Source organism: Streptomyces sp. NPDC044984 (assembly GCF_040646935.1).
Classification (GTDB): domain Bacteria; phylum Actinomycetota; class Actinomycetes; order Streptomycetales; family Streptomycetaceae; genus Streptomyces.
The window spans coordinates 1-13816 of the sequence record NZ_JBEZBE010000073.1; the positions used below are offsets into that span (position 1 = coordinate 1).

Consider the following 13816-nt stretch of genomic DNA (forward strand, 5'->3'; position numbering starts at 1 on the left):
GGGGTGCGTGAGACGATCGAGGACGCGGGTGTCGCCGCTGGTGTGGTGGGGACGCTGCGGCGTGACGAGGGCGGCTGGGAGCGGTTCACGCTGTCGCTCGGTGAGGCGTGGGCGTACGGCGCGGACGTCGACTGGGACGTCTTCTACGACGGGACCCGCCCCCGCCGCGTCGACCTCCCCACCTACCCCTTCCAGCGGCAGCACTACTGGCCCCGCTTCGCCGACTCCGCCGGCGACGTCACCTCCGCCGGACTGGAGTCCCCCGACCACCCCCTGCTCGGCGCCTCGGTCGAACTGGCCGGTGGCGACGGACTCGTCGCCACCGCCCGCTGGTCCCTGCGCAGCCAGCCCTGGCTCGCCGACCACGCCGTCTCCGGCACCGTCATCGTCCCCGGCACCGCACTCGTCGAGTCCGTCATCCGAGCCGGTGACGTCCTCGGCGTCGGCAGCGTCGACGAACTGACCCTCCAGGCCCCCGTCGTCCTCCAGGAACGCGGCGAGGTCCAGGTCCAGATCGGCATCGGCGACGCCGACGACTCCGGCCGCCGCCCCGTCACCGTCCACACCCGGGCCACCGGACCCGACGGCGACACCGAGGACCTGTGGACCCTGCGCGCCCAGGGCACCCTCGCCGAGCCCGGCGCCCCCGCCGTGGCGCGGCCCGAGGACTTCACCGCCTGGCCGCCGCCCGGCGCCACCGCCCTGGCCGCCGACGGCTTCTACGACCTGCTCGCCGGCCGCGGCTACGAGTACGGCCCCGTCTTCCAGGGCGTCCGCGCCACCTGGCGGCGCGGCGACGACGTGTTCGCCGAGGTCGTCCTGCCCGACCAGGTGCGCGGCGACGCCGCCCGGTTCGGCATCCACCCCGCCCTGCTCGACGCCGCCCTGCACGCCGCCGGGCTCGCCCCCGGCGGCGACGACCGCACCGTCGTCCCCTTCGCCTGGTCCGGCGTCTCCCTGTACGCCACCGGCGCCACCGCGCTGCGCGTACGGATCTCCCCGGCCGGCGAGGACACCGTCACCGTCCACCTGACCGACCCGAGCGGCGCGCCCGTCGCCGTCATCGACGCGCTGGCCGTCCGCGAGGTGGCCGCCGAGACCCTCGACCCGTCCGCACGGGCCGCCCGCGACTGGCTGTTCCACCTCGACTGGACCCCCCTCACGCCCGCCGCCGCCCCCGCCGACGCGACCGGCTGGGCCGTGCTCGGCACCCCGGACACACCCGTCACCGCCCTCGACGGCAGCGGCGGCAGGTCACTGCCCGTCCTCGCCGACGTCACGGCTCTCGACGCCGCCGCCGGGCGACACCCCACCGCCGTGTTGCTGTTCGCCGGACAGAACGCGCCGGCCGCCGCCCGCACCGGCGACGACACCCCGGCCGCTCCGGACACCGTCCTCGCAGAGGTCCTGACCACCGTCAACGACTGGCTCGCCGACGACCGCACCGCGGAGATCCCGCTCGTCGTGGTCACCCGCGGCGCCGTCGCCACCGGACCCGGCGACCCCGCGCACGACCTGACCGGCGCCGCCGTCTGGGGACTGGTGCGCTCCGCGCAGTCCCAGCACCCCGGCCGCCTCGTCCTCGCCGACCTCGACGTCCACGACGACTCCTGGCAGGCCCTGCCCGCCGCGCTCGCCACCGGCGAACCGCAGCTCGCCCTGCGCCAGGGCACCGCCCACGCGCTCCGGCTGGCCCGCCCCCGCACCGCCGACACCCTGACCGCGCCCGACGGCGCCGCCGCCTGGCGCCTGGACATCCCGGTCAAGGGCTCCGTCGACCAGCTCGAACTGGTGCCCTGCCCCGAGGTCACCGACGAGCCCGCGCCCGGACACGTCCTCATCGAGGTCCGCGCCGCCGGACTCAACTTCCGCGACGTCCTCAACACCCTCGGCATGTACCCCGGCCCCGCCGTCCTCCTGGGCGCCGAAGCCGCCGGCGTCGTCACCGCCACCGGCCCCGGCGTCACCGGCCTCGCCCCCGGCGACCGCGTCATGGGCCTGGTCACCGGCGGTTTCGGCACCCACGCTGTCGCCGACGCCCGCATGGTCGCCCCCGTGCCCGACGGCTGGACCTTCGCCCAGGCCGCGTCCGTCCCCGTCGCCTTCCTCACCGCCTACTACGGCCTGCGCGACCTCGCCGGCCTCACCGCCGGCGAGTCCGTCCTCGTCCACGCCGCCGCCGGCGGCGTCGGCATGGCCGCCGCCCAGCTCGCCCGCCACTGGGGCGCCGAGGTCTACGGCACCGCCGGCGACCACAAGCGGCGCCTGCTGCGCGCCGAGGGCTGGGCCGACGACCACCTCGCCTCCTCCCGCACCCTCGACTTCGAGGACCGGTTCCGGGAGACCAGCGGCGGACGCGGCGTCGACGTCGTACTGAACTCGCTGGCCGGCGACTTCGTCGACGCCTCGCTGCGTCTGCTCGCTCCCGGCGGACGCCTCGTCGAAATGGGCAAGACCGACGTCCGCGACCCCGACCAGGTCACCCGCGACCACCCCGGCGTCGCCCTCTACCGGGCGTACGAACTGCGCGAGGCCGGCGAGGACCGCATCCGGGAGATGTTCGCCGACCTCACCCGGCTCTTCGCCGACGGCTCCCTGCGTCCGTTGCCCACCGTCACCTGGGACGTCCACCACGCCCGCGACGCCTTCCGCCACATGGCGCAGGCCAAGCACTACGGCAAGATCGTCCTCACCGTGCCGCGCGTCTGGAACCCCGACGGCACCGTCCTGATCACCGGCGGCACCGGCACCATCGGCGGCATTCTCGCCCGCCACCTCGTCACCCGGCACGGCATGCGCCACCTGCTGCTCACCGGCCGCCGAGGCCCCGACGCCCCCGGCGCCGCGGCCCTGCGCGACGAACTCACCGCCCTCGGCGCCGAGGTCTCCGTCGTCGCCTGCGACGCCGCCGACGCCGACCAGCTCACCGCGACCCTCGCCGCCGTACCGGCCGACCATCCGCTCACCGCCGTGGTGCACGCGGCCGGCGTCCTCGACGACGGCGCCCTCGAACACCTCACCCCCGACCGGCTGCGCACCGTCCTCGCGCCCAAGGTCGACGCCGCCCGCCACCTGCACCGCCTCACCCGCGACCTCGACCTCGCGGACCTGGTGTTCTTCTCCGCCGGCGCCGGCGTCTTCGGCAACGCCGGACAGGCCAACTACGCCGCCGCCAACACCTACCTCGACGCCCTCGCCCACCGCCGCCGCGCCGACGGCCTGCCCACCACCTCCCTGTCCTGGGGCCTGTGGGCCGACGCCAGCGCCATGACCGGCCACCTCGACGACACCGACCTCGCCCGCGTTCGCCGCTCCGGCGTCCTGCCGCTGTCCGCGGCCGACGGCATGGCCCTGTTCGACGCCGCGCTCGCCGAACAGCGCCCGCACCTGGTGCCCGTCCGCCTCGACACCGGCCGGCTGCGCACCGGCGACGGTGAGGTCCCGCACCTGCTGCGCGCCCTGTACCGGGGCCCGGTCCGCCGTACCGCCCGGGCGGGCGCCGCCGAAGGCACCGACGGACTGCGGCTGCGCCTGGCCGGCCTGTCCGCCGACGACCGGCTCACCCTGCTGCGCGACCTCGTCGCCACCCATGCCGCCGCCGTCCTCGGCCACACCGACCCCGACCAGCTGCACGGCGGCCGCGCCTTCCGCGACCTCGGCTTCGACTCGCTGACCGCCGTCGAACTGCGCAACCGGCTCAACGCCGTCACCGCGCTGCGGCTGCCCGCCACCCTCGTCTTCGACCACCCGACCCTCGCCGAACTCGCCGCCCACCTCGACGGCGAACTCTCCGGCGGCGCCCCCGCCACCACGCCCGCCGCCCCGGCCCCCCTCCCGGCCGCCACCGGGGGAGACGAACCGTTCGCGATCGTCGGCATGGCCTGCCGCCTCCCCGGCGGGGTGCGCTCCCCGGAGGACCTGTGGCGGCTCCTCGCCGACGGCGCCGACGCCATCGCCGAGTTCCCCGGCGACCGCGGCTGGGACCTCGACGGCCTCTACGACGCCCTGCCCGGCGACCAGGTCACCTCCCGCACCCGCGAGGGCGGCTTCCTGCACGACGCCGCCGACTTCGACGCCGACTTCTTCGGGATCTCCCCGCGCGAGGCCCTCGCCATGGACCCGCAGCAGCGCCTGCTCCTCGAGACCGCCTGGGAGACGTTCGAACGCGCCGGCATCGACCCCCGGTCGGTGCGCGGCAGCCGCACCGGCGTCTTCGCCGGCCTGTCCTCCAGCGACTACCTCAAGCGCGTCACCCACATCCCCGACGAGATCGCCGGCTACGTCAACAACGGCAACGCCAACAGCATCGTCTCCGGCCGCGTCGCCTACACCCTCGGCCTGGAGGGCCCGGCCGTCACCGTCGACACCGCCTGCTCCTCCTCCCTCGTCGCCCTGCACATGGCGCTCCAGGCGCTGCGCCGCGGCGAGTGCACCATGGCCCTGGCCGGCGGCGTCACCGTGATGTCCTCGCCGGAGATCATCGTCGACTTCTCCCGCCAGCGCGGCCTGGCCGCCGACGGCCGCTGCAAGTCGTTCGCCGCCGCCGCCGACGGCACCGGCTTCTCCGAGGGCGTCGGCCTGGTCCTCGTCGAGCGGCTCTCCGACGCCCGCCGCAACGGCCACCAGGTCCTCGCCGTCATCCGTGGCTCCGCCGTCAACCAGGACGGCGCCTCCAACGGCCTCACCGCCCCCAACGGGCCCGCCCAGCAGCGCGTCATCCGCCAAGCCCTGGCCGACGCGGGCGTCAGCGCCGCCGAGGTCGACGCCGTCGAGGCGCACGGCACCGGCACCCGCCTCGGCGACCCCATCGAGGCCCAGGCCCTCCTCGCCACCTACGGCCAGGACCGCGACCCGCGGCGGCCGCTGCTGCTCGGCTCCGTCAAGTCGAACATCGGGCACACCCAGGCCGCCGCGGGCGTGGCCGGCGTCATCAAGATGGTCCTCGCCCTGCGGCACGGCCTGCTGCCCAAGAGCCTGCACGTCGACGCCCCCACCCCGCACGTCGACTGGTCCGCCGGCGCCGTCAGCGTCCTCGCCGAGGCCACCGAATGGCCCGAACCGGCCACCCCCCGCCCCCCGCGCGCCGCCGTGTCCTCCTTCGGCATCAGCGGCACCAACGCCCACGTCATCCTCGAACAGGCCCCGGCCGACCCCGAGTCCGCCGACGAGACGGACACCGACGCCGACGACGCGCCTCGGGCCCGCGCCGGCCACCCGCTGCCCTGGATCCTGTCCGCCCGCAGCGACGCCGCCCTGCGCGGCCAGGCCCGCGCCCTGCTCGCCCACCTCGACGCGCACCCCGACGTCGCACCCGCCGACATCGCCCTGTCCCTCGTGACCCGCCGGGCCACCCTGGAGAAGCGGGCCGTCGTCGTCGCCACCACCACGGGCGACTTCCGCGCCGCCCTCGCCGCCCTCGCCGACGGCACCCCCTCGCCCGCCGTGACCAGCGGCGGCCGGGGCGCCGGCCGCGACCGCAGGGCCGTCCTCGTCTTCCCCGGCCAGGGCTCCCAGTGGGCCGGCATGGGCGCCGAACTCCTCGACACCTCACCGGTGTTCGCCGCACGGATCGCCGCCTGCGCCGACGCCCTCGCCCCACACGTCGACTGGTCCCTCACCGACGTACTGCGCGCCACCGACGGCGCGCCCTCCCTCGACCGGGTCGACGTCGCCCAGCCCGCGCTGTGGGCGGTGATGGTCGCGCTCGCCGAGGTGTGGCGCGCCCACGGCCTCAAGCCCGCCGCCGTCCTCGGCCACTCCCAGGGCGAGATCGCCGCCGCCGCCGTCAGCGGCGCCCTGTCCCTCGAGGACGCCGCGCGGATCGTCGCCGTGCGCAGCCTCGCCATCGCCCGCGAACTCTCCGGTCACGGCGGCATGGTGGCCGTCACCGCCCCGCACGACGAGGTCGCCGCGCTCGTCGCCGACCTGCCCGGCGTGTCGGTCGCCGCCGTCAACGGACCCTCCTCCGTGGTGGTCTCCGGCGACACCGACGGCCTCGACACCCTCCTCGCCGGCTGCGAGGAGCGGGGCGTGCGCGCCCGCCGCATCCCCGTCGACTACGCCTCCCACTCCGCGTACGTCGACCGGCTCGCCGAGACCCTGCCCGCCGCCCTGGACGGCATCGCACCCCGCGAGGGCGACATCCCGTTCTTCTCCACCGTCACCGCCGGCTGGCTGCCCGGCACCGACCTGGACGCCTCCTACTGGCACCGCAACCTGCGCGGCACCGTCCGCCTGGAGGAGTCCCTGCGCGCCCTCCTCGACCAGGGCCACGACGTGTTCGTCGAGTGCAGCCCGCACCCGGTGCTCACCGTCGGCATCGAGGACACCGTCACCGCCGCCGGCGCCGACGCGGTCGCCCTCGGCTCCCTGCGCCGCGACGACGGCGGTACCGGCCGGGTGCTGGCCGCGCTGGCCGCCGCCCACGTCGCCGGCGTCCCCGTCGACTGGCGGCCCGCCGTCGCCCACGGCCGCCCCGTGGACCTGCCCACCTACGCTTTCCAGCGCGAGCGGTACTGGCTGGAGGCGACCGGCGCCCAGGCGGACCCGACCGGACTCGACACGGTCGTACGGCTCGCCGACGGTGGCGCCGTCCTCGGCGGCGGACTGTCGCTGGCCGCACAGCCCTGGCTGGACGCCCACCGCGTACACGGCACCGCCGTCGTCCCCGCCACCGCCCTGCTCGACTGGGCGGTACGGGCCGGCGACGAGACCGGCAGCCCGACCGTCACCACCCTCGACGAACACACCCCGGTCACCGTCCCCGAACGGGGCCGCGTCGACCTCCAGATCACCGTCTCCGCCCCCGAGGGCACCGGCGACGACCCGGGCCGGCGCACCCTCACCGTCCACTCCCGCACCCCCGGCCCGGACGGCACCGACGTGCCCTGGACCCTGAACGCCACCGGCACCCTCACCGCCGGCGACCCGGCGCCCGCCCCGGCAGGACCCGACACCTGGCCGCCCGCCGGCGCCCGCCCCGCCGACCCCGACCGGGCCCACGACCGCCTCGACGGCAGCGGCCTGGACACCGGCGCCGCCTTCCGCACCCTGCGCGCGGTGTGGCGGCACGGCACCGACCTCCTCGCCGACGTGGAACTCCCCGAGGACGCCCGCGCCGACGCCGGCCGGTTCCGCCTCCACCCGGCGCTGCTCCAGACGGCCCTCGCCCTGGCCGCCACCCCCGAGCACGCCACCGCGCCCGCCCTGCCGCAGCGCTGGCAGGACGTCACCACGTACGCCACCGGCGCCACCCGGCTGCGCCTGCGGCTGACCGGCGACGGCGACACCTGGACGGTCCACGCCCACGACGGCACCGGAGCCCCCGTCCTCACCGCCACCGCCGCCACCCGCCCGGCCACCCCCGACCGGCTCCCGGCCGCCACCGCCCCCGACGCCCTGCACCGCGTCGAGTGGACCCCGTGGACCGGCGACACCGACCCCGCGGACCTCACCGGCCCCTGGGCGGTCGTCGGAAGCCCCGGACGCCTCACCGCCGCGCTCGAACGCGCCGGCGCCACCGTCCACGTCCACCCCACCCTCGACGACCTCACCGCCGCCCTCGACAGCGGCGACACCGCACAGCCGACGCTGGTCGTCGTCCCCCACACCCAGGACAACGGCACCACCGGCACGGCCGCCCGGGACACCGCGGCCGCCGCCCGCACCTCCGCCCACCGGGCACTGCACCTGGCCACCACCTGGCTGAGCGACCCGCGTCACACGGCCACCCGGCTCCTCGTGGTGACCGAGGGCGCCCTCGCCACCGGACCCGACGACGGCGTCCCGGCCCTCGCCGACGCCACCGTCTGGGGCCTGCTGCGGTCCGCCCAGACCGAACACCCCGGCCGCTTCCTCCTCGCCGACCTCGACCCGAACACGGACCTCCCGGCCGCCGGCCTCACGACCACGGCCACGGGCACGGGCACGGGCACGGGCACAGCCACGGACACGGCCACCCAGAACCCCACAGGGGATGACCGCGCCGACGCCTCGGCCACCGCCCTGCTCGCCGCCGTCGCCGCCGCCGGCCGCACCGGCGAGCACCAGTTCGCCGTGCGCTCCGGCACCGTCACCGTGCCCCGCCTGGTCCGCGCCGACCGCGACGGCACCACCCCGGCGGACAGCACCCCGTGGGGCGACGACACGACGTCCGGCACCGTCCTCGTCACCGGCGGCACCGGTGTCCTCGGCGCCCTCGTCGCCCGCCACCTCGTCACCCGGCACGGCGTGCGCCACCTGCTGCTCACCGGCCGCCGAGGCCCCGACGCCCCCGGCGCCGCGGCCCTGCGCGACGAACTCACCGACCTCGGCGCCGAGGTCTCCGTCGTCGCCTGCGACGCCGCCGACCGCGACCAGCTCGCCGCGACCCTCGCCGCCGTACCGGCCGAACACCCCCTGACCGCCGTGGTGCACGCGGCCGGCGTCCTCGACGACGGCCTCCTCGACACCCTCACCCCCGAACGCCTCGACCACGTCCTGCGGCCCAAGGCCGACGCCGCCTGGAACCTGCACGAACTCACCCGCGACACCAAGCTCTCCGCGTTCGTGCTGTTCTCCTCCTACGCGGGCCTCGCGGGCGGCCCCGGCCAGGCCAACTACGCCGCCGCCAACGCCTTCCTCGACGCCCTCGCCCAGCACCGGCGCGCCCGCGGCCTCACCGCCGTCTCCCTCGCCTGGGGCTTCTGGGAGGACCGCAGCGACCTCACCGGCGCCCTAGACGAGGCCGACCTCGCCCGACTGGACCGGGCCGGCATCCGCCCCCTCACCGCCGACCAGGGCCTCGGCCTGCTCGACGCGGCCACCGCCCTGGACACCGCCCACCTGGTCCCCGTACGACTCGACCCGCGCGCCCTGCGCGCCGACCAGGTGCCCCCGCTGCTGCGGGCCCTCGCCCGCCCGGCCGCCCGCCGCGCCGCCGACGCCGCGACCACGGGCGGACCGCAGGACTTCCGCCGCAGGCTCGCCGCGCTCAGCGTCCCCCAGCAGCAGGCCCTGCTGCACCGCACGGTCATCGGCCACGTCGCCGCCGTCCTCGGCCACGCCTCCGCCGAGGCCCTGGACTCCGGGCGCGGCTTCCTCGACCTCGGCATGTCCTCCCTGACCGCGGTCGAACTCCGCAACCGGCTCAACGCGGAGACGGGCCTGACCCTGCCCACCACCCTCATCTTCGACCACCCGGACCCGGCCGCCCTCGTCCGCCACCTGCGGGACGAACTCGGCGTCGACGGCACCGGATCCGGCGACGCGGACCAGCCCGTCTTCGCCGAACTGGCCGACCTCGAAGCCGCCGTGCACGGCACCGAACTCGACGACCAGGACCGGGCCCGCCTGGCCAAGCGCCTCCAGGCCCTCCAGTGGAAGCTCGACGCCACCACGGAGACCACCGGCGAGCGCGACGACACCGACCTCGACACCACCACGGACGACGAGATGTTCGACCTGATCGACAACGAACTCGGCCTCGCCTGACCCACCCGGCCCGGCCCCGCGTCCTTCCAGCCAGAACCAGAGGATTCCACCCCCATGGCAAGCTCCGAAGACAAGCTCCGCGACTACCTCAAGAAGGTCACCGCAGACCTGCGTCGCACCCGTCAGCGGCTGGAGTCCGTCGAGGCCGGCCAGAGCGAGCCGATCGCCGTCATCGGCATGGCCTGCCGCTTCCCCGGCGGCGTCCGCTCCCCGGAGGACCTGTGGCGGCTTGTCGCCGACGGCACCGACGCCGTCGGCCCGCTGCCCGAGGACCGCGGCTGGGACCTCGACTCCCTCTACGACCCCGACCCGGGCACCCCCGGCAAGAGCTACGTCCGCGAGGGCGGCTTCCTCGACGGCGCCGCCGACTTCGACGCCGACCTCTTCGGCATCGCCCCCCGCGAAGCCCTCGCCATGGACCCGCAGCAGCGGCTCCTGCTGGAGACCGCCTGGGAGGCCGTCGAACGCGCCCGCATCAGCCCCGCCTCCCTCCGCAACACCGACACCGGCGTCTTCGTCGGCGGCGCCGACACCAACTACGGCTCCCTCGCCCGCACCACCGAGGAGACCGAGGGCCACAACCTCACCGGCGGCGCCATGAGCGTCCTGTCCGGCCGCATCTCCTACACCCTCGGCCTCGAGGGCCCGGCCGTCACCGTCGACACCGCCTGCTCCTCCTCCCTCGTCGCCCTCCACCTCGCCACTCGCGCCCTGCGCGCCGGCGAGTGCTCCCTCGCCCTGGCCGGCGGCGTCGCCATGATGCCGACCACCGAACTGTTCACCGAGTTCTCCCGCCAGCGCGGCCTCGCCCCCGACGGCCGCTGCAAGCCCTTCGCCGAAGCCGCCGACGGCACCGCCTGGGGCGAGGGCGTCGGCGTCCTCCTCGTGGAGCGGCTCTCCGACGCCCGCCGCAACGGCCACCAGGTCCTCGCCGTCATCCGCGGCACCGCCGTCAACCAGGACGGCGCCAGCAGCCGCCTCACCGCCCCCAACGGCCCCTCCCAGCGCCGGGTCATCGAGGCCGCCCTCGCCGACGCCCGCCTCACCCCCGACCAGGTCGACGCCGTCGAGGCCCACGGCACCGGCACCACCCTCGGCGACCCCATCGAGGCCCAGGCCCTCCTCGCCACCTACGGCCAGGGCCGACCCGCCGACCGGCCGCTGCGCCTCGGCGCCGTCAAGTCCAACATCGGTCACGCCCAGGCGGCGGCCGGTGTCGCGGGCGTCATCAAGATGGTCATGGCGATGCGCCACGGAGTCCTCCCCGGCATCCTGCACGTCGACACGCCCACCTCCCACGTCGACTGGACCGCCGGCGCCGTCGAACTCCTCACCGAGACCACCGACTGGCCCACCGCCGAACACCCCCGCCGCGCCGGCGTCTCCGCCTTCGGCATCAGCGGCACCAACGCCCACGTCCTGCTGGAACAGGCCCCCCTCCACGAGGAAGCGGAGGAATCCGACGGCACGAGCACGGGGGCCCCGGCCGTCGACCCCGCCGTGACCCCGTGGCTGCTGTCCGCCCGCTCCGAGGCCGCGTTGCGCGCCCAGGCCGAACGCCTCCTCGCGCACGTCAACGCCTCGGCCGCCGGCCCCCGGCACGCCGACATCGCCCTCTCCCTGGCGACCAGCCGCGCCCCGCTCCCGCACCGCGCGGTGGTCCTCGCCACCGACCCCGACACCACCGCCCAGGCCCTCACCGCCCTCGCCGGCGCCGCACCCCACCCCGCCGTCCTCGAAGGCACCGCCCAGGGCGGCTCCACCGCCTTCCTGTTCTCGGGTCAGGGTGCGCAGCGGCTCGGTATGGGTCGTGAACTGTACGGCCGTTTCCCGGTGTTCGCGGAGGCGTTCGACGCGGTGTGCGCGGGCCTGGACGAGCACCTCGACCGGCCGTTGCGTGAGGTCGTGTGGGGTGAGGACGTCGAGGCGCTGAACGGGACCGCTTATGCGCAGGCGGGGTTGTTCGCGGTCGAGGTGGCGTTGTTCCGGTTGGTGGAGTCGTGGGGTGTGCGGCCGGAGTTCGTGGCCGGGCATTCGATCGGTGAGGTGGCGGCCGCGCATGTGGCGGGTGTGTTCTCTTTGGCGGACGCGTGTGCGTTGGTGGCCGCGCGTGGCCGGCTGATGCAGGCGCTGCCGGCCGGTGGTGTCATGGTCGCCGTGGAGGCGGCGGAGGCGGAGGTGCTGCCGCATCTGACGGGTGAGGTGTCGGTCGCGGCCGTCAACGGCCCGTCGTCGGTGGTGGTCTCGGGTGCCGAGGCCGCTGTGGAGGCGGTTGCCGGGGTGTTCCGCGGGCTGGGGCGTCGTGTGTCCCGGCTGCGGGTGTCGCACGCCTTCCACTCGCCGTTGATGGAGCCGATGCTGGACGACTTCCGCGCGGTCGTGGAGGGACTGTCGTTCGCCGCGCCCCGTATCCCCGTGGTCTCGAACGTGACGGGCATGCTGGCCGGTGACGAACAGCTCGCTTCCGCCGCGTACTGGGTGACCCATGTCCGTGAGGCCGTGCGCTTCGACGACGGTGTCCGTGTCCTGGTCGGTCAGGGTGTCACGCGGTTCGTCGAGCTGGGTCCGGACGGTGTGCTGAGCGGCATGGCCCGCGAGAGCGCCGGCGACGACGCCCTCCTCGTACCGTTGCTGCGCAAGGACCGTGAGGAGGAGACCACGGCCCTCACCGCCCTCGCCCGGCTCGCGGCCCACGGCCAGACGGTCGACTGGGCCGCCTACCTCGCCGGAACTGGCGCCCGGCTCACCGACCTCCCCACCTATCCCTTCCAGCACCAGCGCTACTGGCCCACGCCCGACGCGTCCTCCGGGGACGTCGAGTCCGCCGGCCTGCGCTCGGCCGGCCACCCCCTGCTCAGCGCGGCCGTCGAGTTCTCCGACTCCGATGGCCTCCTCCTCACCACCCGTCTCTCCCTGCGCACCCACCCGTGGCTGGGCGAACACGTCGTCATGGGCAACGTCCTGCTGCCCGGCACCGCCTTCGTCGAACTCGCGGTGCGGGCCGGGGACGAGGTCGGCTGCGACCGCGTTGAGGAACTCACCCTGGCGGCCCCCCTCGTCCTACCCGAACAGGGCGGCGTCCAACTGCACCTCCAGGTCGGCCCGGCCGACACCACGGGCCGCAGGGTCCTCACCGCCCGCTCCCGGCCGGAGGGCGAGGACGACCGGCCCTGGACCGAACACGCCACCGGCGTCCTCGCCCCGGGTGCGGCTCCCACTTTCGACACCGCCGCCTTCGACAACGCCGTCTGGCCGCCTGCCGACGCCGAGCCCGTCGACCTGACGGGCCTCTACGAGCGCATGGCCGAGGGCGGATACGAGTACGGCCCCCTCTTCCAGGGCCTGCGCGCCGCCTGGCGCCGGGGCGACGACGTGTTCGCCGAGGTCGCCCTCCCCGAATCCGCCGAGCGCGACGCGGCCGGCTTCGGCCTGCACCCGGCGCTGCTCGACGCGTCCGTGCAGATTTCCGCCCTCGGCGGACTCGCGCGGGGAGTCGTCCCGTTCTCCTGGGAAGGCGTCACCCTGCACGCCACCGGCGCCCGGGCCGTCCGCGTCCGCCTGACCCGGACCGGCGACGAGTCCGCGTCCGTCGCCGTCGCCGACCCCACCGGAGCACCGGTCGCCACCATCGAGAACCTGGTGATGCGCGCCGTCGCCTCCGGCACCGTCGTCGACACCACGACCCGGGACGCCCTCTTCCACCTCACGTGGACCCCCGCCGCCGCACCGGCGAGCGGCGCCGAGACCGCCTCCACGGCCGTCCTCGACACCACCACCGGCGACCTCCGGACCGCACTGCCCGGGCCCCGCCACACCGACATCGGCGCGCTCCTCACGGCCGGTGAGGTACCGGCGACGGTGTTCGCCGTCGTACCGCAGCCCGACGTGCGCGAGAACGCCGCGGTGGTGGACGCCGTGCACGACGTCACCACGTGGGCGCTGGAGCTGGTGCGGTCGTGGCTGGCGAACGAGCGGTGCGCGCAGTCGCGTCTGGTGTTCGTGACGCGGGGCGCGGTCACGGGTGACGACCTGACCGGGACCGGTGTGTGGGGTCTGGTGAGGTCGGCCGCGTCGGAGCATCCTGGCCGGTTCGGTCTGCTGGATGTCGAGCCGGGTGTGGTGTTGTCGGCCGAACTGCTGGGTGCGGTGCTGGCGGTGGGTGAGGCCGAGGTCGAGGTCGCGGTGCGTGGTGGTGAGGTGCTGGTGCCTCGTCTGGCGCGGGTGTCCTCCGAGGGGAGTGCTTCGGCTGCGTCCGTGTGGGATGGGGTTGAGGGCACGGTTTTGGTGACGGGGGGTACGGGTGGTCTGGGCCGTGTGGTGGCCCGGCATCTGGTGGTCGAGCACG

2 protein-coding genes are annotated in these 13816 nt (G+C 75.8%); both read left to right on the forward strand.

The features are described 5' to 3' along the window. The first annotated feature begins 45 nt into the window (after window positions 1-45). Window positions 46-9471 (forward strand): SDR family NAD(P)-dependent oxidoreductase, encoded by a 9426-nt coding sequence (locus tag AB0A94_RS37875; RefSeq protein WP_361751476.1) that lies wholly within the window; start codon window positions 46-48, stop codon window positions 9469-9471. A gap of 54 nt (window positions 9472-9525) precedes the next feature. Next, on the forward strand, window positions 9526-13816 hold a 4291-nt coding region (locus tag AB0A94_RS37880; RefSeq protein WP_361751478.1), incomplete at its 3' end, for a beta-ketoacyl synthase N-terminal-like domain-containing protein.